Raw genomic sequence first — 24,417 nt, 5'->3', positions numbered from 1 at the left:
CGCTTACCTATTGATGGCGATGCCGCGTGTTAAGGGCTGCATCTGTTTCGGGTAAATTAAACGTCAGTTTGATTATGTTAAGGTAGGCTTTCGGGCTTCGCCAAGAATACCGCGCAGATGGTGACCTTGTTTGCTCTGTCGTACCTGTGGATGGGCCGCCAATATCTGTTGGCGAACGCAGGTGAGGTGCATATATAATGCAGGAACGGCCGTTGCAAAAGACTGCAACGATCGAAAGGGTTGAAAGAGAAGTGGACAGAGCAGATTCGACGCGCGTCTTTTTTGTAAGGGGCTGGCGACTGGATAACCCGACGACATTCAGCCATGTCAAAGCATCCTTAGGGAAGGTCTGAAGCACCCACCGATTTTTTGATGCGCCAGCCATTTGGGGTTCAAAAAATCTGCGGCCTGCCAAGAATCAGACCTTTGGCTCCTCTTAATTGATTGTTTCCTCGAACAGCACCTTTTTTCGGGCAGTTCGCGCATCCCAGGCGCACCTCTCCTGCAACCAACAGCCGTTTCCGCATCATCCACAGGTTTGACAGGACAAATAGCGTGGTCTGTTGCGCGGTGTTCTTGGCCAAGCCCCGAAAGCGCACTTTTCATAGTCAAACTGGCGTTTGATTACCCGAAACAATGGGATGGACTCCCTCCTCGCCTCTGCATCTTGAAGTGCCAGACTGAAGGTGCAAACGACAGTCAGCCATGAAAAGGAGTCCAAATATGAAGCTTATGCGTATTGGGGTAGACTTGGCCAAGAACGTGTTTCAGATCCACGATGTAGATGATCATAAACAGCCCGTCTGGCGAAAACGGTTATCCGGTGAATGCTGGCTAAAAGCGGTGCTAGAGAAGACCGAACCCGGTTGCGAGATCGCAATGGAAGTTGTGGCGCTGCGCACCACTGAGCGCGACAGCTACAGGCTCGTAGATATCGGGTTGAGCTGATCGCACATCAGTTTGTCAAGCTGTACGTCAAGAGTAACAAAAACCACGCCAACGATGCCGAGGCAATCTGTGAGGCCATGAGCCGCCCAGTATGCGTCCTGCGCAGTCAAGACCGTTGAGCAACAGGATATTCAGGCGACACACCGCATCCGGGCTAGCTTAATCAAACAGCGGACTGCCAAAGCTAATCAGATTCGTGGTTTGGTCGCCGAATATGGCCTGATTGCGCCAAAGGAGAAACTTTCCATACAGCGTCTACAAGCCCAGTAAATACATGAATTTTTGGGCCATAGCCATGGTTTTGCTACAAAATACTGCTACAAATCAAAAAAAACAGGTAGCTTTCCTCATGGCAAGCGACAACCTTGTCCTTCGTGGTGGCACGTGCCACGCTCGAATGGTCCTCCCGTCTGACATTCGTCACATCCTTAATCAGCGCGAGTCCACGGCCTCGCTTGTTACACACTAACTTCCCGCCCTAGCTTTTATCGCGAACAACGCGCGAATGCCTTGTAGTGGTCAACTAATCCCGGACACGACGTTAAGTTTTTCCTCGGCCCGCGCTGACGCCAACCCATCGTTGAATTGGTGAGGCGGAACCCAGTTGTAGCGATGCATCAAAAAAATGGCTGATATCGCGCTGTGCTTCCTGCGCAGTTCGATAGCCTAGGGTCGGTATCCATTCTGTTTTCAAGCTGCGAAATACGCGCTCCATCGGTGCGTTATCCCAGCAGTTTCCTCGTCGACTCATGCTCTGGCGCATGCGGTATCGCCACAACCGCTGACGAAAGAGTCGGCTTGCATATTGCGATCCCTGGTCCGAGTGGAATGGCAGATCCGAAGGCCTGCCACGCCGCTCGTAAGCCATATCCAGCACTTTGGTCACCAGCTCAGCGTCTGGCTTTACCGACAGGCCATGAACGTATCGCGCACAAGAGCCGTTGCCAGGCGTATTTTGTCGCCCCATATGCGTCCTGCCAGCGCGGAGTGAATGAAATTACCAATGGCTTGCTTCGTCAGTATTTCCCCAAGGGCCGTGACTTCAGCAAGCTGACCGTGGCCGCGGTAAACCAGGTAGTAGCGAAGATCAATTTCCGCCCTCGCAAACGCCTGAGTTGGAAGGCACCGTATGAAGTGTATGCGGGGTGAGCGTTGCACTTATGTGTTGAATTCAGGTACCGAATATCTCTGCGTGGATTATAGATTGTATACAGCACTCCTCCTCAACGCACGGAGCTCAAATTACAATATGAACTTTCTCACCCCGTTTCGCCTTATCTCGCAATAGAACAACAGCATTTGGATCATCGGCAAATACCGCATTCTGCCCAGACATAGCTATAACTGCCGTCTCTAATTGTTTCTTATCCAAGAATCCCGCTCCCGTAGTAACAACGGGCTCAATATATTGATCAAATATAACCAAAGACTGGTTGAAGTGCTCGCCCTTGGTCGCTAAGTCAGCTATTTCTTTTCGAAGCACAGGATCAACATTCATAAGCGCCCTTGAAAAGTGCAAAGAGCCTGCTGTTTCAGAAATCATGCGAAAATGTTCATCCGGGTTGTCTGTTTGAGGATGAATCCTATAAATAACATTTTTGAGCTGATGGAACTTATTAAAACTTTCAACATTTATAGCGCTCAAAACATCGTTCCCCCGGTGCGTGGCGAAGGAACTTGAGTGAAAGCCTAATACTTCACCCCATCGATTAAACGTGACGGGGCCTGCCGTCAAGACTTTCCCCTTCGGAACCGACAGTGCGGCTGGTAAAGGTTTGAGTGGTTTGTTATCAACATCATTCCAAACTCCGCCTTTACGTTGTATTAGTTCGGATTTTATAATATCGGCACCAGACGCAGGGTGAGCTCTCTCACCGTCTCGGGAGGCCAGAAACTGCGCATAGCGCGGGGTTTTTTTGAAGTCTGCAAACCAACGTTCTTGGCGAAGATCCTTTACCTTCACATGTTTGAGTAGCGCATCGAAATCAGCAATCTTTTCTCCTTCAATCGGCACAACATGTAGCCTAACTTCATAGCTAGCTTTGTTTATTTCAGCTGTAGAATTGATCGCATTTACATGTTTTCGAAAAAGCGCAATAGGTCCCTGCCAAAAGTAATGAATCTTGCGAGGCACGCTCTCACTTGTCGGATACTGGCTATAGTCAACCTCCCGCACATTGGGCTTGTGTGATTGCTTACCACCTTTCATAAGCCTTTCAAAAAATTTACCCACGCCAGCCTCCGAGGCATCGCTGCCTGACACTAAACAAATTCCGGACAGCACGCTAACTCCAAAAGGAAATAGGTACCTACACCATGCGCACAGTCCTCTATCAACACTTCCCAAGCCAATAGACAATCTTTAGGCTGCGAACGTCAATATTGCTTAGTTGCAAATTATAGGTCAACGTTCGTGTTTTTATCCACAATAACTTCCATTGCCTGCTGGAAAAGCACGAGTTGGCCGCTGGTATTCTTGGCGTTATCAATGGCTATCTGGGCGACCGTGGCTTGTCGCTGGGACAAGCCACCATCGATGCCACGCTGATTCATGCACAGATCAACGAGCTGGTTTACTGCTGCCTAGTGTCGTTCTAACGTGTAAAGATATACTGCGTGCCCCTCGCCTCGAGATGGTCCCACGCATGCCTCGACCAATTGCTCCTTTTGCACTGCAACCCTCCGACGTAATTACTCTTTAAAGTTGGTTGCGCATGAGTACGCTGGGGCAAAGCCTCGGCCAGCGGGCGCGGATCCCCTCTTTTCGCTCGCTGAAGGGGTGACGCCCATGGCCATCTGTGGGCAGCTACAGATCACTTCACCGACGGTGTACAAGTTGCAAAACGCGACCTTGAGTCGGGAATCGAGGGGCTGAGCGACCTGCCGCGTAGAGGTCAGCCCCTGAAACTGGGCGCTGAGAAAGTCAAAAAAACCTGCCCCTGACAACCCAGCGGACTCCCAAGGAGGCAACGCATTGGAGCGTTCGGTTGATGGCCAAATACGCGCGCGTTACCACCTGGCAAGTTCGACAAATCTGGGCGGCGTCCGATCTCAAACCGCACCAACTGAAGACATTCAAGATCAGCAATGATCCGCACTTCGCCGAAAAGGTCATTGATGTGGTCGGGCTCTATCTGAGCCCTCCGGACAACGCCATGGTGCTCTCAGTTGATGAGAAAACCCAGATCCAGGCGCTGGATCGTACTCAGCCAATGCTGCAACTTCGGCCTGAGCAGATTGAGCGGCGAACCCATGATTACAAGCGCCATGGCACGGCAAGCCTGTACGCCGCGTTCGTCATCATGACGGGTGAAGTAATGGGCCGGATCACCCAGCGGCACCGAGCTAAGGAGTTCTTGGATTTTCTCCGACAGATTGATAGCAATACGCCTGCCGAGCTGGATCTGCATGTGATTCTGGACAACAGTCCGACCCAAAAAACCGCTGCGATCAAGGCCTGGTTGGAAAAACACCCGCGCTTCAAGCTGCACTTCACACCGACCAGCGCGTCTTGGCTGAACGCAGTGGAGTGATGGTTTTCGCAGTTAGAGAGACGGGCTCTGTATCGAGGTGTGTTCACAAGCGTTACTGACCTGAAAGGCGCAATCCGCCAATTGATCACGGCTCACAACGAACATTCGGCCAAGCCGTTCAAATGAAACAAGACGGCAGAAGCCATCATCAGCTCAATATATATGGCAAAGCTGAGCGTGATGAAATATAAGCGAATGAATTAAGCGCTCGGGACACTAGGGCAATTGCTCGGCCAACAGCTCCAAAAGAGCCTCTAGAGCCTCTGTAAGACGGGTATCCTGCGGGGATCAATGTGTTCGGTTTGAATGACAACGCGTGCCTGAGCAACGTCTCAGTGGCGTTAGTGTTGAGATCAAACTCAATCAGCATCATCCAGCGCCTTTCGATGCAGCGAAAGGGGATCATCTTCCTTGGCCCAATTGGTCGAGAAGTCTATCCAGTCGTGCCAGTAGACGCCTTCAGCAACTCGGGAGATTGGGCCCGCGGCAGTACACCACACGGCGGGCTTCACCGATCTCTTCTTCGACCTGATGCACCTGTTGGGCTCTCGCTTTGCGCCGCGCATCCATGACCTGAGCGGAACCTAACTGTATGTACCGAACAGTGTCCAGAACTACTCGACACTGCGCCTAATGACCGGCGGCACGCTGAACATCAAGCACGTCCGTGCTCACTGGGAAGAGATTTTGCGTTTGGCCGCGTCGATCAAGCAAGGCACAGTTACCGCCTCGTTGATGTTGCGCAGACTAGGCAGTTATCCACGTCTGAACGGCCTGGCCGTGGCCCTTCGGGAGCTTGGCCAGATTGAACGCACGTTGTTCATCCAGGAATGGTTACAAAGCGTTGTGCTGCGCCGTCGTGTGTATGCGGGCCTCAACAAGGGTTAGGCGCGCAACGCCTTGGCCAGTGCAGTGCTCTTTAACCGCCTCGGTGAAATCAGCGGTCTGAGCTTCGAACAGCAACGACCGGGCCAGCGGCCTAAACTCAGTGACCGCCGCCATTGTGCTGTGGAACACGGTCTATCTGGAACGGGCCACCCCAGGGCTGGCTGACGCCGGAAAGCCGGTAAATACCGAGCTGTATCAGTACCTTCCGTCGCTGGGCTGGGAACACATCAACCTGACCGGCGACTATGTTTGGCGGCAGAGCCGCAAGCTGGAAGATGGGAAATTCAGGCCACTACGGCAGGTCGGGAAACCTTAGCATACGATTTTTCCGAATTCTCGAGGCTCCCCTCTTAGCGGAACACGATGGGCAACCGTTCCAAGCTGCGAAACATTATGCTTTCCTTCCATTCAACAGCCCCAGGCAACAGTGCGAAGTCATGCCGAATCAATGCCGAGATTGCACTTTGAATCTCGAAGCGTGCGAGAGGCGCCCCTAAACAATAATGAATGCCGTGGCCAAAAGCGACATGACGCTTTGAATCACGTGTCACATCCAGCCGATCGGGATCAGCAAACACCTGCGGATCTCGATTAGCGGCCAGCACTACGAAAAAAACTTGGTCGCCACGCTGAATCAACACATCGCCCATTTCAACGTCTTCCAGCGCTGTTCGCGCTACCAGCCTCAACGCGCCGTCATAACGTAGGAACTCATCAACCGCGCTCTCCATCACCTCTGGATGCTCACGCAACAATTGCAATTGGTTCGGGTTACGGAGCAACGCAAGCACACTGTTGCTTATGACACTTGCGGTCGTCTCAAACCCCGCCGCGAACAACAAGATAAAGTTGGCAGCCAGTTCATCGCTAGTTAGTGGCTGCCCTTTGTATCTTTCAAACAACAAGTCCAACAAATCATTGTTGGCTGGTGACTTCCGACGCTTGTTCAAGTGATCAGCCATATACGTCATGAAGTCTTGGCCATACGTGTTGATACGCTCAACGGCATCCGCCAGAATAGGATCGGCTCCCCGAAAGATATCATGGGCCCAAACCTGAAGCACGAATGTATCTTGTTGCGGTATTCCGAGCATTCGCGAAATAACTCTAATAGGTAGAGGTAACGCCAAATCCCGAACAATATCCGGATCATGACGAAAGCGCATATTTCCAATCAGCACATCAACCTCTCGGTCAATATCAACCCTCCATCTTTTTATCGTTGCTTGTTCGAAAAGTGGTGAAAAAAACTGCCGCAAATGCTGATGTCGAGGAGGCTCAACTAATGCCATAAAGTTGTTATAGATTTTTGAAATGGGTAGTGTCTCTTGTTGGCGTAGCCATGCATCACCCAAGACGGGGCTCGCACCACTAGAGTTAACTTGCCCCGATTGCAATACGTTTCTTGGATCCACGGAAAACCTTTTGTCACGCAACCCAGCAGATACATCTGCGTACCGCGTTACCCACCATTTCTTACTAGTGTCACGATAGATAGGGGCATGTTCACGCAACTGACGAAGAATCGGATGAGGGTTACTGAATAGCTCCGGGTGGTACTGATCAAATATCACACCCTGATGCGATACCTCAATTGCTCGTCTGTTAGACAGAGTAGCCCTCGTCGAGATCAATTGATGAAGGTCGAATTCCACACGTGTCGATTCATTTAAGGTGCGCAACATAGCGTTGGCCAACTCGGTGGCGTTAGGCGCCAGAGCAATGGTGAAGTGATCGCCCTGAACAACGCTGACATGCAATGCAGGACACAGCCCCTGCCAGCCTACTGCTGGCTCAGCGAAAGGAGTACCGATTTTTCGCAAGGGGTGGAATGAGTCTTCAGGAAATCCGTTCTGGGCACGAAACAGGGTAATGCGGCCAGCATAGGGTAGTGGCAGATAGCGCTCCATCCCGTGAAACTCACGAGGTAGGTCTCGATGATATTGGCGATAACTGAACCAGGAACGATCGCACCGCTATTACCCAGTTCCTCGTGGAGTTTGCTTGCCTGCTCATCAAGATTCAGCGTAATCAGTTGTTCATTCCAATCCGTATCGCAACTTTTACCAGAAAGTTTTCTGAGCATTCCTGCAAGTTCATACATCGCCATGGTTCGCTCGCTGACGCCCTCTTCCCGATTAGAGCAAAGGTCGTTGTTTTTGATCAGCGTGGTATCCAACAGCAACAAATGTTCAACCTGCTCACCTTGCTCTATAAGGCGTTGGGCCATTTCATAAACCACCAACCCACCGAATGAGTGGCCAGCAAGGACATAGGGACCGGAGGGTTGAATGGCTTTCATTTCTTGAAGATAGCGTTGCGCCATTTCTTCAACGGAGCCAAGCGGTGATTCTGCGCCATCGACACCGACCGCTTGGAAGACAATTAATGGCCTGGCGTGTGCCAATGCGTTGGAAAGCGGCAAGAGATAATGCACCATGCCCCCCAGCCCACCGACACAAAAAATAGGCGCCGGCAGAGCTAATGCCTGCAATGCCATCGCTTGCGTCAATCGCACTGCAGATGCGTTCACTTTGCACACAGGTGATTGTCGCTGACCAAGCAACCCGTCATCCGACACCATGAGTTGAAGAAGCACATCGGCAACGTTCTCAACGGAACGAGCGCCGAACAGTTTTGAAACGGGAATCTCCACTTGCAAATGTCGCTCAATACGGCCCATCAACTCCATCGTTTGAACAGAATCAAGGCCCAGTTCATCAAACTGTAGCGAGGCTATGTCCGTTGCTTGTGTCAGACCTTTGAGAGACGCCAGCTCATGTTCAATGTAATTGATCAGAGTGTCCCGTCGCTCTGGGAAAGACATCGACGCCGATACCGCCTTTCCCGGCAGCCGCGATAAAATAGCCTGTTCATTCGGAAGGCGCCCTGCGTTCTTCCAAATAAACTCGACTTCCAGTTTCTGCTCCAAATAACGTTGCTTGCAACTTTGGCGTGCCAGTTTCCCGCTGGAGGTCTTATCAATCGTTCTGAGCTTGAGCAAGGCCACATCGCGTACGGGCAACCCATAATGGGTACTGACAGCCTTGATCATGGCTTTGGTAACTTCATCAAAGGCTTGCTGCTTTTGCAATGGCGTCGATAACAGGCGCAGGTCGGCTTCAGCGACAATAACAAGGCTTTCCATGGTTTCCTGCGTAACGCTGAAAACAATCACTGCACCCTTGCGAACGCGTGGATGGCTGTGTTCCAGGATACTTTCGATATCCTGCGGGTAAAAATTTTTACCCCGAATGATCAACAGGTCTTTGATTCTTCCGGTGATATAGAGCTGTTGATCCTTAAGAAAACCCAGGTCGCCCGTGCGCAGCCAGTCGCGGTCGTCTCCCTTACCAATACGAGCCTTGAAGGTGCGCACGCTATCGGCCTCACTCTGCCAATAACCCAATGCCACCTGCGGCCCGATCATCCAAACTTCGCCTACTTCATCCGCCGTGGCCAATTCACAGGTTTGTGGATTGACGATTGCCAGAGTAACGGCCTCAAGCGGCATACCACATGCCACCAGAGGTAACGCCTTAGAGTGTGTCGAATCGACTTCTACAACGCGATTTCGAGCCAACTCGTCAACATTGACAAACACAGTTTGCCAGATGACCCCGACCGGTCCGAAACTAACGCCGACCGTGGCTTCCGCCAAGCCATAACCTGGGTATATGCATTCTCGAGACAAGCCAACAGCCTCAAACTGGTGCAAAAAGCGTTCGACGCTGGCATACCGTACGGGCTCTGCGCCAATGAGGAAGACCTTGAGGCTGCTCAGGTCCCATTCCTGATAGTCATTATGGGCGATTTTCTGGACACACAAGTCCAAGGCAAAATTCGGACCCGCCGTATCGGTCGCCTTGTACCGATCAATTACCGATAACCACAGAAGCGGACGCTTTAGAAAGTCAAGGGGCGACATCAACAGGGCACGAGCACCGATGACTACCGGAAGAACAACACCCGTCATCAATCCAAGATCATGGTATACAGGCAGCCATAGCGCGATCACCCGATCCCGGTCCTGATTGGTTACCCGTTGCATCATTCGCGCGTTTATCAGCAAGTTTTGGTGGCTGACAACTACGCCTTTGGGGACCGAGGTCGAGCCTGACGTATATTGGATAAGGGCAATATCGGTGGCAGCCATGGTGGGTAACGGCCTAACGTTCGGCTGGCTTGGTTCTACGATCTGCTCCACCGCGACCCATTGCAGCTTTGCGAGATCCGGTGCAAAACGAACGAGGTGCCTGGCTTGCTCCAAAATCGATGCGCTGGTCAGCAGTACCACGGCCGTAGAGTCGGCGACGATGGTCAGCAGGCGCGGTAACGTACGCTCAAAGCGGAGAGGATCTGGTGGGTAGACCGGCACTGCCACGGCGCCCGCATACAAACAACCATAGAAGGCTGTGATGAAAGCAAGGCCCGGCTCGAACAACAAAAGTACCCGCTGCCCTTCCGGTCCTAGGGCCTGTAGAGTGGCAGCAATGGCGCATGCTTGATCATGAAGCTGGAGGTAGCTGAGTCGAGCAACGGAATCCCCATTACTATCAAGGAAGGTAAAAACTTCATCGTCGGGCGACTCTGCGGCACGTTTCTGCAAGCACGCAACCAAGGTCATGCTGTCGAATGGGGTATCTCGATAGTCCATCGATGCATCCTTTATAAGTGAATATCCTCACTGCAAAGTAGAACAATAAGCAAGTGCGAAACGGTCACATCTTAAAATTCGAAGACTAAAGTGACCAACGGTCAAGATCGATGCCTGGAAGGCTCACTTCGTATCCCGCGCCGCTGCTCTTGTAACAGGACAAGTTCAGGCCGTTGCGACCGCTGCCATTGGCTTAACGTGCTTTATTTTCCGTTTTCTGAAGCCTCCCAACTTCGTCTGATGCATCTCGGGATCGCGTTTTCCGTCTTTATTTTTGGTCGAGCTCGGGGCATGAATAATCGTCGCACCAACGGCGGCAACAATCCTGATACCCGAGGCCAACCATAAGGTTGTTTGGTATTTACATCTTGCACTCCACGTAAGTGTTCGTCGCTCTGCGAACCCATTATTGCGCCTAACCTAGGCTCTGTACGAAAAGTATTGCCTTACACACCGTATGGCACAGGCCAATGAAACCATTGCCTCAAAGCTTTTCGCGAGCTTGTCGAAACGCGTGACGATGCGGCGGCTCTCCTTCAGCCATCCGAACATGCGCTCAATGACGTTGCGCTGTCGATATTTGGGGCGATCGAACAGTCTGGGCAAGCCAGACTTAATTTGCGTTTCCGATCAAGGTCGTAAAGATGACGAGTTGAACTTGCTGTACGTGGCGGTCACGCGAGGGATGAAGATTCTAGCGTTGAACTCAATGGTGCTTTCTATCATGCAGCGCTATGTCGATGCCCGGACCTCTGCACTCCAACCTCAGAAATCACGCGCTTAGGGAAACTCTGAAAAAGACTTCCATCTCTGGTGAAATACACGCCTCACAAGAACTGAACGGCTGATTCCCGATGAAACAGATGTCCTTCGCCGATGCCGAGTACGCCGGCAAACGTAAGCAGACCCGCCGCTAGCGTTTCCTGATCGAGATGGATCATGTCGTGCCCTGGAAGGGTTTGATTGCCTTGATCGAGCCGCATTATCCGAAGGGCGACGGTGGTCGTCCGGCGTATCCGTTGATGGCCATGCTGCGGGTTCATCTGATGCAGAACTGGTTCGGCTACAGCGATCCGGCGATGGAAGAAGCACTTTACGAGACGACGATTCTGCGCCAGTTTTCGGGGCTGCATCTGGATCGGATTCCTGACGAAACCACGATCCTTAACTTCCGACGTCTGTTGGAAAAACATGAGTTGGCCGGCGGGATTTTGCAGGTCATCAACGGCTACCTGGGCGACCGTGGTTTGATGCTGCGCCAAGGTACGGTGGTCGATGCGACGATCATTCATGCGCCAAGTTCGACCAAGAACAAGGACGGTAAGCGCGATGCCGAAATGCACCAGACGAAGAAAGGAAATCATTATTTCTTCGGGATGAAAGCGCACATCGGCGTTGATGCCGAATCCGGCTTGGTGCATAGCCTGGTGGGCACGGCGGCCAATGTGGCGGACGTGACGCAGGTCGATCAGTTGCTGCATGGCGAGGAGTCTTACGTGTCGGGCGATGCCGGTTACACCGGCGTGGACAAGCGTCCTGAGCATCAGAATCGCAAGATGATCTGGTCGATTGCGGCGCGGCCCAGCAGCTACAAAAAGCACGGAAAACAGAGTTTGATCAGTCGTCTGCGGCGCAAGATCGAATACGCCAAGGCCCAAGTACGCGCCAAGGTTGAACATCCGTTTCGGGTCATCAAGGTCAGTTTGGCTATACGAAAGTGCGCTTTCGCGGCCTGATGAAAAACACCGCGCAACAGGCCACGCTATTTGCCCTGTCGAACCTGTGGATGATGCGAAAACGGCTGGTGGTTGCGGCAGAGGTGCGCCTGTAATGTGGGAAAAGCGCCTTGAAAAGGCGTTGTTCAAGGGTGAAACGATGAGTTAAGAACAGGAAAGATCTGATTTCTGACCAGGCCAGCGTTTTTTGAACCTCAACCAAGGAGGGCATCAAAAATCGCTGACTACTTCAGACCTTCCTTAGCAACAAACTATTTCAGATTGCTGGCACGCGGTCATTATTGAAACCCTGGTAGCTCTGCACATTGAGGACGTTGCCATGGGCCGTCAGAAATTTGGATACCACACTGAGTTCTCTCCCTTTCAGTACGTTGTCAGAACCAAAAAGCTCTTCATGTTCAAGTCCGAAGAGCCCACCACTGAACCCGACACACAGAGTTTTCTGGAAAATTCTGAACGTCAAAAAGCCGCTTTGCTCAATTAGGGAGCGAAGGCTGGGAGCTGGTCAGCGTCCAGCCCGTGGTCAAAGGAGAAATCAAGGTTGGCAATCAAAACGCCCAAGGCTGGGCTTATGGATTCGCTTTACCCATCGGGTATCTGCTGTTCTTCAAACCCCCTATCCACTGTGATTGATGATGTCTGTACCACCAGAAGAAATCCTTACAGTCTTGAATATGGTTTTCTTGCGGCGACCATAGCTTGATCACGGCAAGCAGACAGCATCAGGAATGACTAGAGCCCAGCCGTGATCCAGTACCAGCGTCTCACTGCACTGACTTGCCGAATTGCCTTGCCATGGGCTTGGCACGTGCAGATTTTTTGGCGCTACGAGGGAAGGTTGGCCGAGTTGGTCAATGCTTAAGCCCAGGCCATTACCAGCGCTGAGCGCCTGGCCAGAACTAAGAGCAACGCCGCCAAGCGGTAGCTGAAAAAGTGCAAAGCTATGCGCGAGAACAAAGCTGAAAAGGCTGATGCCGGTCATGCTGATGCTGCTGGTCAGCGGCTGCACATCGCGGCCAGAGTTGTCGCCAGATCCGGTAATGGCGCCTGCGGTCCCGGTGCTGTCCAGCGAGCGCGTCTGCCACCCGCGCCGCCATGGTGCTCTCCGACCTGTTCCAGCGGGCTGACAAAGGAGCGGGAGAGCTGACTGCGGCTTATGACCGAGCCAGAAGAGCTGGACTGGCGTGTGAGCGAAGTTATGATGTTTTTTTGGGAAGTGAGGGTGCTGCGTCAGAAGTGAAAGGATGCCGATATCGCCATACCGATATCGGCCTAAGCTGTTCAAGCAACGCGGACGGCATGGCATCGTCTTTGTAATACTTTTCGTGCCGTCATTAAAAAGTTACAAAGGTTGATGTTGCCCACGGGGGCAATTTAAGCAGGCGTGATTTGAGTGGCGGGGATGCCGAAAAAATCGAAGTCGAACGTGTAGGCTTCTAGCCCGCCTTCATATTTTGGGATTTCCAATGTGAAGATGGAAACTGTTTTTTCGTTTCCGGTATTGTCTATTTTTAATTGGATTTCGCAGTCAGGGTCGCCGATCTGGCCTGCGGGCGCGTTGGCGTTGCTTTTTTGTGCTAAGGATTTGATTGTCAATTTGTGGCCTACAATGTTGCCTTTCTTGAAGGTGACTTTGTTGTAGTCATGTACGACCAAATCTAGAAGTTTAAAAAGAACAGGCTCGTCAAACAGCGGGCTTAAATGATTGGTTATATGGTAGTCGTGTGTAAATGCAGTTGGAAGTTCTGTCCGATTATTGGAGGAGAACTCATAGCAAGGTACTTTAGATGTTGGGCGTGGTTTGTCGGTGCTTCCCAGGTCAAATAGTGGAGTTCCCACATGGACGCTTTTGACCGTTGGAATGACATATTCTTTATGGTCGGGAATGTCGATTTGATTTTCTACAGTAATGCTGATGGCGTCATTGTGCTTTAGGGGGACAGAAGCTGTTTGGTGATGATCCATGTAATGGTTCAAAGCTCGCATCGTTGGATATGAAATATTTAAATCCATGAGATTTACGGACTCTGGCTGTTTAAATACGATGTGGCCAGCGCTATCTCTGGCTGTAGCTTTGAATTTATCTGAAGACCAGTTCCCAGGTATAGAGTGGGAGAACCCAAAGAGAAAGCTAGCGTTTGGGATGTCGATGGTTGATTTGTTGTGAATAATAACTTCCTGGGTAATTTTTAAAACTTTTTCATCGCTGATCTTTTCTAGGTGCGGCTCTTTTACTTCATATTTGATCATGTTGGACGAAATTCTACTTGTGCTTGTATGCATGTTGGAACTCTCTAGCTTAGATGTTGCTGTTTGGAGAAGTTTCTTTTAGGCGCTACCATCGGTTTGTTTGATGTGGCCCGTTTGCAGCGTAGCAGGAGGCGTTTGGATTTCCAGCTGTACTAAAGAATGAGAGCTGCCTGAACCAAAGTTCATTCGGTTCGAATTTCTGATGTAATTTGTACGACGTATCGATAGGGATTGGTGTTTGGCCAGCAGGATGCCGTAGATGAGCCTGCTGCTGATCAGTAGCGGGCTAGAGGGTGGAAACTATTGGACGCTGTCTTGCGCCCTGAGCGCCGCCAGGTCATGCACCACCTTATCGGGATTGTACGCAACCCCCCAGATTTTTATTGGATTGGAAGATAGCCTTCGACTTGTTCGGATGCAGAGTCAGCAGGCATGCCTCCAAGCGCGCCTTGCGTGCTGCCCATCCTATAAAGGCAGTGCTTACTGGCTGTAAGTACAGGGTCATTAAGTAACGTAAATTAGTTTTGATGCGAAAAACATGAATATCGTCATCTAATGACCTACAACTAGAGTATAGACTGACAGAAAGCGTAACAGCATTGAGTGTAGCCCTCTTAGGAGGCAGTAATATTTGCCAAGCTTAGGGAGACGCTGTTTAATTCAATTTTCCGGCCTTGCGCTACGCTGAAGTCCTGATTTATCAGGAGGTGTCCGAGCAGTTTCTGAATTAGGTTCTGTACGAAAAGTCTGAACGAGTAAAATAGGTGCTATGCGGAACATACTGGAGGCCCGTATGGCAAAGCGTTACGAAATCCCCGATGCCGCCTGGGATTTGGTCGCAGATATCTTCACCGAAACCCGCCGTACCGGGCGCCCGCGAGACAATGATCGCCTGATGCTTAACGGCATCCTCTGGGTACTCTGCTATGGCGCGGCCTGGCGGGATATACCCGAGCAATTCGGTCCTTAGTCAACGGTCTATCAACGGTTTCGTTACTGGCGTAATAGCGGAGCGTTTGATCAGATGCTCAAGCGGCTTCATATCCGATTAAACCAACAGGGGTTGATCGACCTAGAAACATGGATGATCGACTCCAGTGCGGTACGAGCAACCCGAGCCTCATCAGGCGCCGGGAAAAAAGGGGGCCTGAAGAACCGCAAGATCACGCGCTCGGACGCAGCCGGGGCGGCCTGACAACTAAAATCCACATGCTATGCGACGCCAATGGCGTGCCGCTGCGCTTCCTGCTGTCAGGCGGGCAAGCCAGCAATATTGCCTACGCGCAACCTTTACTGGATGAGGCTTACATCCCAAGCTTGCGTGGCCGTCCTCGCAAACGCTTCCGATGGCTGTTGGCCGACAAGGGCTACGACGCTGAGGCTCTGCGTCGGTACTGTGATCGGTATCGTATGCAGGCAGCGATTCCGTTGCGAAGCATGAAGCGCAAATCCAAGCCGGGTTTGCCCAGACTGTTCGATCGCCCCAAATATCGGCAGCGCAACGTCATTGAGCGCATGTTCGGATGGCTGAAGGAGAGCCGCCGCATCGTTACGCGTTTCGACAAGCTCGCGAAAAGTTTTGAAGCAAAGGTCTTATTGGCCAGTGCCATGCGGTGTGTAAGGCAATACTTTTCGTACAGAGCCTAGCACCTTAACCACAAGGCCCAAGGCTTCGAGTTGATCCTCCTGCCATTCGAGATATCGTTGGCGAAGCTCGCCGCGTTTACCATGAAACACGGCGCGGGCCAGGCTTTGCCGGCCTTCGCCGCGATTCAGCTGGGTCAGGGTGGCGCGGCGCTTGGACTCGTCATCGATGTAGATCAGCGTGTGCAACGTTTTCTCGATTCGTCCTAACTCTGCCAGCGCCTGAACCAGACGGGTCGGGCGATCCCCCCGTTTGCAACCTGCGCATGATGCCTGTCGCCGGTATTCGGCCGAGCTTGAGCGAACCCGCCAAGCGTAACAAGTCGTCCCAGTGCTCGGCGATCAGGTAGGGCTTGACAGACTGGCGAGCCAGTCCGTCAAGCTTGCCGTAATCGGCTTCTGAGCGCGTGCGACAGAAGCGGGTACCGCCGACATCGACTAGGCACGGGCAGAAGTGATAACCGAGCAGACGGAACAACCCGAACACCACATCGCTGTAGGCACTGGTATCGGTCATGATTTGTGTTGGCAGCAATTCGGTTTGTTGTTCCAACACGACCGCGAGTAATACCAGGCTGTCACGCAGAGTGCCGGGGTCCGTGATGGCGTTCAGACCGGAGAACTGGTGGGAAATCAGGTTGTACCAGGTGACGCCCCGACCGGTACCGAAATACTTTGGGTTAGAGCCGGCATGCACGGTGCGCACCGGTACAACGAAACGCATACCGTCGGCGTAGGCCACTTCCGCCGCCCCAGACCTGAGCCAGTTCTAGTTGGCTAGCGCAGCCACCAATGCGTTGGCTGCTGATAGAGTGTTGTCACGGAAGTAGTTCTGGCTGACCCAGGACAGCCGGTCACGGCGCAACGCCTGGTCGACGTTGCGGATCAATGGCTCCAGACCGGTGTTGCAGGCTCCTCCCAAGAGTACTGCGCACAAGCTCGTCACCAGGTTATCAGCCCGTGCACTGCGTTCAGACACATGGGTGAAGGCTTCAGCGAAACCGGTACGGACGGCGATTTCTAATATGATTTCCGGCAGATCGACACGCTGCATCAAGTCGGCCACGGCTGCACGCAGTTGCAGCAGCAAGTTCGGCTCCTCCAGCTTGTCCAGCGCCCCGAGGGACAGCTCGGTTTTACCCTCGGTGTTCTCGCTCAACTGGATCGCAGGTTTGTCGGGCAGGCGGACGGCGACGGCCTGCCAAGTCGCATCCAGCTCGCCAGACAAGGCATCCAAGGTCGTTTTGGCGTCGATCGTCAAGCCCAGTGAGCGACAGATGATCGGTCGTGCTGACAGCCATTCTTCACCATTAAGCAGACCGATACGCGGGGCGGCACAGCGCCAACTGGTTGAAACAAAAACATCGCGGCGGCGTAGAGCACTGCGCAGCGCATCGAGCGTGCAGAATACATAGGCGCCCATGTCGAGGGAGCCATCTTCGCGGGTGATATGCCTCTGCCAAGCCTTGGCCACGATTTCCTGCGGCGCACCATCTTCCGGTTTCCTACGGTGCAGGTTCAGTTGCAACCAGTCCAGACTAGCAGCCACTCCCTTGCCAGCAGGGCTGAAGCCGAAGCGAATATGTCGGGAAGGAAACGGCGCACGCTGCGGTAGCGCTCCTCCAGAGCGAGGTAAACACATCGTTGGCCGGCCGGATCAAGGCGTTGACCTCATCTAGGGCTTTCTCCAGCGTGACACGTGGCAGGTCATTGAACAGCCGGGCACGGACGTTGTCATCGCTGATCGAGCTATCCAGTACGACCTTGCACGCGGCGGCGAGCGTTGCCGCCGAACGATCCAGGTCTTTTAGACTACGCCGCCGAGTTTTCTTATCAGCCTTCTCTGCATTGTTGAAGAGATCACGCAGCAGCGCCTCAAGCACTTCCCAACCCGCGCACATCGTCGAGCCGACGCAGCGCCCGAATCAGTGTGGGGCCACTGACCATCACCGGGCCAAAGCGTAGTTGATCCAGCCGTGAACTGCGGTTGTCTTCGGCTACCGGAAGCAGGTCTTGTAGCTGCTGTCTCTGTTCCTCGGTCACGCTGCGACCCAAGACGTACCAGAGGCGTTCTTCAACCCGACTACGCAGTTGGGCAATGAAACGCTCTAACTGGGAAACACCAGGCAATAGGACTTTCTGCGTGAACAGTCATGAGGTCGCTCGTGCAAACAGCACTCCAGGCCGATCAGTGCCCATCCAGCAGAGGGCATACAGCCATCGGCTCAAAACGAAAGCCGATACCTGGGTCAGTAAAGTGGCGATAGCCATAGCGCTCTTGGATATCGGCCGCATATATCCATCGACGATGATCGCTGTAACGCGCGAGTCAGTCAGGATCGGCGATTGCCAATTGCCAACAAAGCACATGCAGGACTTCCACAGGCACAGCCGTGGGCTTGTCCGGAAAAGCGCCCACGAAGCTGACAGTAGTCAGCAAAACGGCATAGCCCATACGGTTATGGTTACCCCATAGTACTTGGACGGCGTCCCGGTCTTCATCGCTCAGGTGGAAGTACCGTTCCAGTTCATCACGGCTGGACGCATCGATGTAGCGACCAAAGCTGTCGCGCTGCTCCTGAGTCAGCAAGCTAACCGGCATCGATCACAGTACCTCGGCGCAGAACAAAGCGGGGGGGACAATCCGCGTGCGTTCGATATGCCAGCGTTGTAAGAGGCCTGCGCGGCGATCACCGGTTACCAGATAATCCGCATTACCCACCTAGGCCTGGCCAGCAGAAAGGAATCATCCGGATCATCGGCTTCAACCTCAATAACCAACCGCTCCAATACCACTGCGCGTTGCAGGTTATTGATCATGGCCCCCACTTTGGCAGGCTGCAGTATGGCCTGAAGCTTAGGCTAACGACTGGCGCGACGAATTTCATCGAGCTACGCCCGTGAGGTGACTACCTCAAAACGGGCCGCACGCCAAGCCGGATAGATTGCATCAGGATGCCCCATGCGGTGAGATCAGCGCACTGAAAAGGATGTTGGCATCCAATACGACCCACATCAGCGCTTACGTGCCCAATAGAGCGCCTCATAAACCGCTTCAGTCAGTTCTGCCTCACTTAGATGGGCGTTGGAAGCCTTGGCCTGTTCGGCGCTCAGTTCCAGGATTTGTGCCCGCACCGCCTCTTCGACGAAGCGCGACAGATCGCCCTTACGGCCACCGCCTTGGCTGACCAGAAACATGCGAAGCGATTGGTCGGTGTCAGTAGAGACTGCGATATTACAGCGAGTGGTACTCATGACTTTTCCAGAAACAGTGTTTGTGCGTTTATACACTCGTACCTTGTTTAGTTACAACGGTTCGATAAAACCCTCGTTTTATCGAACTTTAACGAAACACCTGCCCTGCTTTGAGTTAGCCCTCATTATGGTTTAAATACTGGTATCGTTGATCAAGGTTCTATTTTCAATTTATCAGTTGAGTAAACGGTACTTTTGATGAAAATTGGCTATGCACGGGCGAGTACTCGGGATCAGAACGCAGACCTACAGATCGATGCTCTGAAAAAGCCAGGGTGCGAGCGGCTCTATCAAGACGTTGCCAGCGGCTCAAAAAGCGCACGTCCGGTACTGAATAAATTATTGGTTCATATGTGAGCCGGTGATGCCGTAGGGATTTGGTCGCTGGATCGTCTAGGACGCTCGCTAAAGCACCTGGTCGAACTGGTCGGTGAATTGGCCGCTCGTAGCGTTGACCTGAAAAGACTGAATGACCCCATCGACACCACTCATGCGCAAGGCCGCTTTGTTTTCAGCCTATTCGCATCGCTGGCAGAGTTCGAGCGCGAATTGATCAGTGAACGCACACAAGCAGGCTTGTCCGCTGCACGGTCGCGTGGTCGAGTCGGTGGTCGTCCGAAGGGACAGCCCGCTCAAGCGGAAGCAGGGCTATGGCCGCAGAAACCCTGTACCGCGAGTGTCGGTTAAGTGTGGGTGCCATTGGCAGGAAATTGCATATCCAAAAGCACGCTTTACCGCTACCTCCGGCATCGCGACGTACTAATCGGCACACCCACAAAAACCTTCCAGTAGCTCGGCATTACAGCCCCACCGGCAATGGATGATGCCGATCCGCTTCGAAAAGCGCTTGGGGTGTGAGATTGACAGGCATTTGAACAACGTGGTCTCGAATACAAGGCTCCCCAAGGAACGAAGCTTTCCGTTCTTTTTGGGTATCCATACCCACCGCAGCGGCTGAGGTCGATTCCACCCGACTTCAGCTCCTCGCGTAGCTGAGCCAGCTACTCCATCGGCCCCATGCTTTCAATGTCATCGAATCGCTGACCATCCGCACCGTGGCTGCCTCGGTTTGCGCGGCAACGCTGGTAGGCGATGACCAGTACATCGATTCGATACACTTTGTCCCACAGGCTGTAGAAGCGAAAGTCTGACTCTGTCTTAGCTTTCACATACAGGTCACGCTGTAGTTTCCGAACGCGATTTCACACTTGGGTTGGCGAAAGTATCAGGATGAGCTGTGCCCCCCGTTTCAGCACGGAAAGCGCGCATCTCTCCTGTGCCCTCCAATAAATGTCGACGCGCCATCCACGGGTTTGACAGGCGAACAACGTCAGCAGCTGAGCCGTGTTCTTGGCCAGCCCTCGAAAGTGCACCTTTCATAGCCAAACTGGCGCTTGATCACCCGAAATGGGTGCTCGACCTTGGCACGAACCTGAGCCTTGGCTTTCTCGATGTTGCGTATCGCTTTGTACAAGGCACTCTGTTTTCCATGCTTTTTATAGGTGCTGCGCCGGGCTGCAATCTGCCAAATAACCTCACGCCCCGCGTGCTTTTCGCGCTTCTCGACCCCGGTATAACCCGCGTCGGCGCAGACCACGTTTTCTTCGCCATGCAGCAGTTTGTCGACCTGCGTGACGTCCGCCACATTGGCCGCCGTGACCACCACGCTATGAACCAAGCCAGACTCATCGTCGGCCCCGACGTGGGCCTTGGCACCGAAGTAATATTGGTTGCCTTTCTTGGTTTGATGCATTTCCGGGGCGCGCTTGCCATCCTTGTTTTTGGTTGAGCTGGGCGCATGAATCAGAGTGGCATCCACAATGGTGCCTTGGCGCAACGACAGACCACGGTCGCCCAAATAACCATTGATCACAGCGAGAATTCCAGCGGCAAGCTCGTGTTTTTCCAGCAGGCGACGGAAATTGAGGATGGTGGTCTCATCCGGGATCCGCTCAAGGCTCAGACCCGCAAACTGGCGCAGGATGGTCGTTTCATACAGTGCTTCTTCCATCGCAGGATCGCTGCAGTCGAACCAGTTCTGCATCAGGTGCTCGCGCAACATCGCCCTCAACGGATAGGCCGGACGATCACCTTCACCCTTGGATAGTGCGGCTCGATCAAGGCGATCAAACTCTTCCAGGGTACGACCTGATCCATCTCGATCAGGAACAACTCCTTGCGGGTCTGCTTGCGTACTCGGTGTCGGCAAAGGTCATCTGTTTCATCATCGAAAAGCTCGGCGACTGGTGTCCGGCGATTCTGCCAAATCAGAAAGTCTTTTTCAGAGTTTCCTTAAAGCGCTATCTTGGCAATCGCCGCCATCTGAAGCCTACCCTCGGTTAATACGCAGGAGTTACAAGAATACTGCGATAACGGCCCGGCCAAATTAAGGCTAATTTCTGCAAGCACAAAGGAAATGTCCTACAGTTTTTTACCACAGCTCATATCAAGATACACCCTAAACAAACGCATAAATCAGCATGGATATCTCATGAGCCGGCACATTCACGATCCAATGTTTAACGAGTCGCCGCAGAAGCCTAAACCATCGAAAACTCTTGACATTCTCGCGCTGACGACACTGTTAATCATAATCACGTGGCTATTTTTGAAAGGGATATAGGCCTGAAATAAATTGATAACTCCAGACTTTTTTCATACGGCGTTTGTAGTGGATCAACTGACCCCGGACAAGACGTTAATGAGGCGCTGAACAATTAACACGTTCGCAGCGCCCCCATTTCCAAGCCGCTTTTTTCAACCTTCCGCCTTACTTTACATTTTTGAGGCCGACTTTCACCCTCATTTTGCTGATTTTCGGGTCAGCCCCGCCTTTCGGACTGATTTACCCCGCCGCCCGTTGCAAATACCGCTTGGCCAGTATCAGATAGGCCGTATCCGATTCATGAACCACACGGTCCAACAGACTGCCAGCTCGTTTACCGTAGCATTTCTGGCCAGCAGTTCCACGGCAATAGCGCTTCGTAGTCCTCTTCCGACTGTATGCGATCCATGAACTCCCCCTACCGCAAGACAACCACCTCGTTTACCGTGGCATCTCTGGCGAGCAGTTCCATGGCAGTAGCGCTTCGTAGTCGGCCACCGCCTGTGCATGCGGCAACCTTTCCAGCACATGGCGTAGCCACGTATAATGCTCCTGGCCATTGACTTTAGCGGTCTCGACCAAACTATAGATCTGAGCGCTGGCGGTAGCGCCTTTGAGCGTATCGCTGAATAGCCAGGCCTTGCGCCCGATGACAAACGGCTTTATCGCTCTTTCAGCCGCATTGTTATCTATGGGTAAAAAACCGGCTTCGACATAGCGCTCCAAACGACTTCAGTTGCTTGCCAAGTAATGCACGGCCTTGCCTAACGCACTTTGTGCCGTGACCTGCGGCTGGGTTTTATCCAGCCAGCTTTTCAACTGGGCCAGGATCGGCAGGCTTTTTTCCTGACGACCGATAAATCGCTGTTCATCGCTGATGTCCTTGAGCTCACGCTCTATGCCGTACAGCTTGTTGATCATCGTCAGCGCGATATCAGCACTCCCGGTTTTACCCTTGGGCTGCACTTTTTGTGCGTCCACGAACTTGCGCCGCGCATGAGCCATGCACGCCAGCCGTTCCACGCCCGGTTGCAACGCCAATGCGTTATAACTCGCGTAATCATCAGTCATCACGTAGCCGCGATAACTTTCCAGCAGACGCAGTGGCACGTCCTGCGCTCGACTGGAGGTGTAGTCGAACAGCACGACTTTGCGATTCGGTGGGCCGCTGGCTTGTACCCACATCCAAGATTGGCTGGTCGGCTCTCGATCCACCTCCTTCAGTACCTGAACGCGGGTTTCATCGCAGTGGATCACCGGACTTTCCAGTAATCGATCACGCATTAGGTTAAGTAGAGGCTGGAAGCGCTCGCAGCATTGGATCACCCAGCGCGCCAGGTCTGGCGCGGGATATCGATGCCGTGACGACCAAGGACTTTTTCGAATAGGTGCAAGGGTAAGCCATCGACGTACTTAGTCGTCAGCAACATCACCAACACGCTCGGACTGGCCATGCTCTTTTCGATCAACTGCGCCGGTTTGTCGGCGGTGACCGGGGCCGTTTCGCAGCCACGGCAGCCGTAAACCTTGCGGATATGTTTGATCACTCGGATCTGCATCGGCACGATATCCAGCTGTTTGCTGGTTTCTTCGCCGATGGCATGCTTGCGGCAACCGCAGGCACAGGTCAGTTCGTGTTCGGGCAGCAATACTATCTGCTTCGTCAAACAGCGCTAGTTGTGGTGTCGTCGAATCAGCACTTTGCTCAGACTTGCGCCCGAACAGACGCTGGCGAAGCAGCGCGTTCTCTTCTTGGAGAACCGCGACCTTGGACTGCATGTAAGCAAGCAATTGCTTGAGCGCAGCAGGGTCATCAGGTAGTTGATAAGACACAGAAATCATGCCGCAAATTATACCCGTCAGGCGACAAATCTTGGAGTCAAAACCTGATGCGGACGGTTGCGCCAGAGGTCAAAGCCGTCGAGCAACCAGTTCAATTCCTGGACGCTCAACACGATGGCTTCGTCGGTGGCCTCGGGAGATGTTTTAAACCGTTCAGATTCGAGGCGCTTGAACCAAAGGCAGAAGCCGTTGCGCTCCTAATATAGGATTTTCACTCGGGTACGGTGGCGATTCAGAAAAACAAAAAGCACCGGGTCGAATACCGCGACTTTGATATCCAGCTCGACCATGGCGGTGAGGCCGTCGATGGATTTTCGAAAATCCACCGGTTTGAGGTAGAGATAGACTTTTTCGGCTTTGGCGTCGGGTGGCATCATGGTGTGCTGGTTCCTGAAAGAATCGGGACCACAGCATCAGGCTTCAATTTCGGGCTTGGAAGTTGGATCATGGATCGCTTACTTCCGACCGCGCCTGTAGCAACCTTTCCAGCACGTGCCGTAGCCACGTATAAGGCTCCTGGCCATTGACTTTAGCGGTCTCTCACTTGCGCCTTACGACCTGTCGCCGGCCTTTTACAGCTTACGAATAGTCGCAGGTAAAAAAATAGCCCTTTTTAAAAAGGGCTATAAGATTTGTTGGTTTTATTTTGGTGTTTCGAAAGGATGGCCCTTTTCGTCAACCACTATACCTCGGTTATTCATCAGCAACACACCACTCGGCAAGCGCCCACCATGAACATCTGTTGTAAACGTTCCATCGTCCTTGACATACACTGGGCTACCATCAATTGCTCTTACTTGACGGGATACCTTCGGAATACCGTTGCGGTCCACGGCAATATGCTCACTATTCACAAACTCGATATAGGAGCCCACCTCCTCGACTGCAAACTTTTGCGCATCGCGGTACAAGTAAGACAAATTCGGACCCGCTCCGAAACGGGATTGTTTCGGATCAACCGGCAACGTCGTACCAGGCTTCACATACCCAGGCTTAGTCGGCCCCGTCGGATTCTTCGGTTCCACCGGCACCTGGATCACGTCAATGACGGTGCCATTG

15 protein-coding genes and 16 pseudogenes are annotated in these 24,417 nt (G+C 52.8%); 10 read left to right on the top strand and 21 right to left on the bottom strand.

Annotated features, from left to right (window positions below; genetic code table 11):
* Positions 1 to 55: 55 nt before the first annotated feature.
* A pseudogene (locus KVH01_RS28505) lies at positions 56 to 198 on the top strand (IS5/IS1182 family transposase); the annotation flags it as partial.
* Between the two features lie 290 nt (positions 199 to 488).
* Here the strand turns inward: KVH01_RS28505 and KVH01_RS28500 are convergent.
* Positions 489 to 637, bottom strand: a pseudogene (locus KVH01_RS28500) (IS5/IS1182 family transposase); the annotation flags it as partial.
* A gap of 86 nt (positions 638 to 723) precedes the next feature.
* Between KVH01_RS28500 and KVH01_RS30200 the strand changes: the two are divergent.
* Positions 724 to 948 carry a hypothetical protein gene (locus KVH01_RS30200; protein ID WP_225924414.1) on the top strand — a complete coding sequence of 75 codons (225 nt, stop codon included), beginning with the start codon at positions 724 to 726 and terminating at the stop codon, positions 946 to 948.
* Between the two features lie 519 nt (positions 949 to 1,467).
* On the opposite strand, the pseudogene KVH01_RS28490 reads toward KVH01_RS30200, so the two are convergent.
* Positions 1,468 to 1,861 (bottom strand): annotated as a pseudogene (locus tag KVH01_RS28490) (DDE-type integrase/transposase/recombinase); the annotation flags it as partial.
* On the opposite strand from KVH01_RS28490, the pseudogene KVH01_RS28485 reads away from it, so the two are divergent.
* A pseudogene (locus KVH01_RS28485) lies at positions 1,861 to 2,117 on the top strand (IS30 family transposase); the annotation flags it as partial. The pseudogenes KVH01_RS28490 and KVH01_RS28485 overlap by 1 nt on opposite strands.
* Positions 2,118 to 2,185: 68 nt before the next feature.
* Here KVH01_RS28485 and KVH01_RS28480 read toward each other — a convergent pair.
* Positions 2,186 to 3,232, bottom strand: coding sequence for a glycosyltransferase family 32 protein (locus KVH01_RS28480; RefSeq protein WP_217883700.1), 1,047 nt, complete (start codon positions 3,230 to 3,232; stop codon positions 2,186 to 2,188).
* A gap of 146 nt (positions 3,233 to 3,378) precedes the next feature.
* Here KVH01_RS28480 and KVH01_RS28475 point away from each other — a divergent pair.
* From KVH01_RS28475 to KVH01_RS28465, 3 pseudogenes are all read left to right on the top strand, one after another.
* Positions 3,379 to 3,504: pseudogene (locus KVH01_RS28475) on the top strand (IS5/IS1182 family transposase); the annotation flags it as partial.
* Positions 3,505 to 3,593: 89 nt separating this feature from the next.
* A pseudogene (locus KVH01_RS28470) lies at positions 3,594 to 4,685 on the top strand (IS630 family transposase).
* A gap of 294 nt (positions 4,686 to 4,979) precedes the next feature.
* Positions 4,980 to 5,685: pseudogene (locus tag KVH01_RS28465) on the top strand (Tn3 family transposase); the annotation flags it as partial.
* A 34-nt stretch (positions 5,686 to 5,719) separates the two neighbouring features.
* On the opposite strand, the gene KVH01_RS30195 reads toward KVH01_RS28465, so the two are convergent.
* From KVH01_RS30195 to KVH01_RS28455, 3 genes and pseudogenes are all read right to left on the bottom strand, one after another.
* The gene (locus KVH01_RS30195) at positions 5,720 to 6,463 is read right to left on the bottom strand and encodes a cytochrome P450 (protein ID WP_225924419.1); all 744 of its coding nucleotides are present in this window, start codon (positions 6,461 to 6,463) and stop codon (positions 5,720 to 5,722) included.
* Between the two features lie 689 nt (positions 6,464 to 7,152).
* Positions 7,153 to 10,026, bottom strand: a complete 2,874-nt coding sequence (locus KVH01_RS28460) for an AMP-binding protein (protein WP_217883699.1) — start codon at positions 10,024 to 10,026, stop codon at positions 7,153 to 7,155.
* Between the two features lie 420 nt (positions 10,027 to 10,446).
* A pseudogene (locus KVH01_RS28455) lies at positions 10,447 to 10,641 on the bottom strand (transposase); the annotation flags it as partial.
* A 308-nt stretch (positions 10,642 to 10,949) separates the two neighbouring features.
* Between KVH01_RS28455 and KVH01_RS28450 the strand changes: the two are divergent.
* A protein-coding gene (locus KVH01_RS28450) for an IS5 family transposase (RefSeq protein WP_225924418.1) occupies positions 10,950 to 11,857 on the top strand; the annotation gives its coding sequence in 2 pieces (ribosomal slippage) (positions 10,950 to 11,724 and positions 11,724 to 11,857; 909 coding nt in all).
* 608 nt (positions 11,858 to 12,465) lie between these two features.
* Here the strand turns inward: KVH01_RS28450 and KVH01_RS30180 are convergent.
* Complete coding sequence (locus tag KVH01_RS30180) at positions 12,466 to 12,744, bottom strand: hypothetical protein (protein ID WP_225924413.1); 279 nt, start codon at positions 12,742 to 12,744, stop codon at positions 12,466 to 12,468.
* 113 nt (positions 12,745 to 12,857) lie between these two features.
* On the opposite strand from KVH01_RS30180, the gene KVH01_RS30175 reads away from it, so the two are divergent.
* The gene (locus KVH01_RS30175; protein ID WP_264083798.1) at positions 12,858 to 13,079 is read left to right on the top strand and encodes a DUF2514 domain-containing protein; all 222 of its coding nucleotides are present in this window, start codon (positions 12,858 to 12,860) and stop codon (positions 13,077 to 13,079) included.
* A 57-nt stretch (positions 13,080 to 13,136) separates the two neighbouring features.
* Here the strand turns inward: KVH01_RS30175 and KVH01_RS28440 are convergent, their stop codons facing one another.
* Positions 13,137 to 14,012: a hypothetical protein gene (locus tag KVH01_RS28440; protein WP_217883698.1), complete on the bottom strand. Its 876-nt coding sequence runs from the start codon at positions 14,010 to 14,012 to the stop codon at positions 13,137 to 13,139.
* 793 nt (positions 14,013 to 14,805) lie between these two features.
* Between KVH01_RS28440 and KVH01_RS28435 the strand changes: the two are divergent.
* Positions 14,806 to 15,659, top strand: a pseudogene (locus KVH01_RS28435) (IS5 family transposase).
* Here KVH01_RS28435 and KVH01_RS30765 read toward each other — a convergent pair.
* From KVH01_RS30765 to KVH01_RS28420, 7 genes and pseudogenes are all read right to left on the bottom strand, one after another.
* Complete coding sequence (locus KVH01_RS30765; protein ID WP_404822118.1) at positions 15,606 to 15,857, bottom strand: Tn3 family transposase; 252 nt, start codon at positions 15,855 to 15,857, stop codon at positions 15,606 to 15,608. The pseudogene KVH01_RS28435 and the gene KVH01_RS30765 overlap by 54 nt on opposite strands.
* Positions 15,820 to 17,079: pseudogene (locus KVH01_RS30760) on the bottom strand (Tn3 family transposase). Before KVH01_RS30760 ends, KVH01_RS30765 begins: the two are co-directional and overlap by 38 nt.
* 115 nt (positions 17,080 to 17,194) lie before the next feature.
* Positions 17,195 to 17,539, bottom strand: coding sequence for a hypothetical protein (locus KVH01_RS30755; RefSeq protein ID WP_404822116.1), 345 nt, complete (start codon positions 17,537 to 17,539; stop codon positions 17,195 to 17,197).
* A complete protein-coding gene (locus tag KVH01_RS30750) occupies positions 17,532 to 17,786 on the bottom strand; it encodes a hypothetical protein (RefSeq protein ID WP_404822115.1) in 255 nt (84 codons plus the stop codon). The genes KVH01_RS30755 and KVH01_RS30750 overlap by 8 nt, the downstream gene beginning before the upstream one ends.
* Before the next feature lie 199 nt (positions 17,787 to 17,985).
* The gene (locus KVH01_RS30745; protein ID WP_404822114.1) at positions 17,986 to 18,258 is read right to left on the bottom strand and encodes a DUF4158 domain-containing protein; all 273 of its coding nucleotides are present in this window, start codon (positions 18,256 to 18,258) and stop codon (positions 17,986 to 17,988) included.
* Positions 18,259 to 18,261: 3 nt separating this feature from the next.
* Positions 18,262 to 18,672: pseudogene (locus KVH01_RS28425) on the bottom strand (putative toxin-antitoxin system toxin component, PIN family).
* A complete protein-coding gene (locus KVH01_RS28420) occupies positions 18,672 to 18,911 on the bottom strand; it encodes a ribbon-helix-helix domain-containing protein (protein ID WP_217883697.1) in 240 nt (79 codons plus the stop codon). Before KVH01_RS28420 ends, KVH01_RS28425 begins: the two are co-directional and overlap by 1 nt.
* A gap of 198 nt (positions 18,912 to 19,109) precedes the next feature.
* On the opposite strand from KVH01_RS28420, the pseudogene KVH01_RS28415 reads away from it, so the two are divergent.
* Positions 19,110 to 19,598, top strand: a pseudogene (locus tag KVH01_RS28415) (recombinase family protein).
* Between the two features lie 576 nt (positions 19,599 to 20,174).
* On the opposite strand, the pseudogene KVH01_RS28410 reads toward KVH01_RS28415, so the two are convergent.
* The 6 genes and pseudogenes from KVH01_RS28410 to KVH01_RS28385 all read right to left on the bottom strand — a co-directional run.
* Positions 20,175 to 21,136, bottom strand: a pseudogene (locus tag KVH01_RS28410) (IS5 family transposase); the annotation flags it as partial.
* A gap of 821 nt (positions 21,137 to 21,957) precedes the next feature.
* Positions 21,958 to 23,358: pseudogene (gene tnpC, locus KVH01_RS28405) on the bottom strand (IS66 family transposase).
* A gap of 17 nt (positions 23,359 to 23,375) precedes the next feature.
* Positions 23,376 to 23,495 (bottom strand): annotated as a pseudogene (locus KVH01_RS30740) (IS66 family insertion sequence element accessory protein TnpB); the annotation flags it as partial.
* A gap of 60 nt (positions 23,496 to 23,555) precedes the next feature.
* Positions 23,556 to 23,735, bottom strand: a complete 180-nt coding sequence (gene tnpB, locus KVH01_RS30380; RefSeq protein ID WP_264083797.1) for an IS66 family insertion sequence element accessory protein TnpB — start codon at positions 23,733 to 23,735, stop codon at positions 23,556 to 23,558.
* Positions 23,736 to 23,802: 67 nt separating this feature from the next.
* A pseudogene (locus KVH01_RS28390) lies at positions 23,803 to 23,898 on the bottom strand (transposase domain-containing protein); the annotation flags it as partial.
* Between the two features lie 101 nt (positions 23,899 to 23,999).
* The coding region (locus KVH01_RS28385; protein WP_217883696.1) for a hypothetical protein at positions 24,000 to 24,417 on the bottom strand (418 nt) is incomplete at its 5' end.

The sequence above is a fragment of the Pseudomonas khavaziana genome (genome assembly GCF_019145205.1).
Classification (GTDB): Bacteria; Pseudomonadota; Gammaproteobacteria; order Pseudomonadales; family Pseudomonadaceae; genus Aquipseudomonas; species Aquipseudomonas khavaziana.
Note: the sequence above shows the minus strand (reverse complement) of the source record. Positions and strands in the feature narration are given on the sequence as shown.

Excerpts from the sequence above, each read along its gene's own strand:
- KVH01_RS30745 (WP_404822114.1), bottom strand. The coding sequence starts at position 18,258 with ATGCCGGTTAGCTTGCTGACTCAGGAGCAGCGCGACAGCTTTGGTCGC.
- KVH01_RS28460 (WP_217883699.1), bottom strand. The coding sequence starts at position 10,026 with ATGGACTATCGAGATACCCCATTCGACAGCATGACCTTGGTTGCGTGC.
- KVH01_RS30180 (WP_225924413.1), bottom strand. The coding sequence starts at position 12,744 with ATGACCGGCATCAGCCTTTTCAGCTTTGTTCTCGCGCATAGCTTTGCA.
- KVH01_RS28440 (WP_217883698.1), bottom strand. The coding sequence starts at position 14,012 with ATGATCAAATATGAAGTAAAAGAGCCGCACCTAGAAAAGATCAGCGAT.
- KVH01_RS30200 (WP_225924414.1), top strand. The coding sequence starts at position 724 with ATGAAGCTTATGCGTATTGGGGTAGACTTGGCCAAGAACGTGTTTCAG.
- KVH01_RS30195 (WP_225924419.1), bottom strand. The coding sequence starts at position 6,463 with ATGCTCGGAATACCGCAACAAGATACATTCGTGCTTCAGGTTTGGGCC.
- KVH01_RS30175 (WP_264083798.1), top strand. The coding sequence starts at position 12,858 with ATGGTGCTCTCCGACCTGTTCCAGCGGGCTGACAAAGGAGCGGGAGAG.
- tnpB (WP_264083797.1), bottom strand. The coding sequence starts at position 23,735 with ATGATGCCACCCGACGCCAAAGCCGAAAAAGTCTATCTCTACCTCAAA.
- KVH01_RS28420 (WP_217883697.1), bottom strand. The coding sequence starts at position 18,911 with ATGAGTACCACTCGCTGTAATATCGCAGTCTCTACTGACACCGACCAA.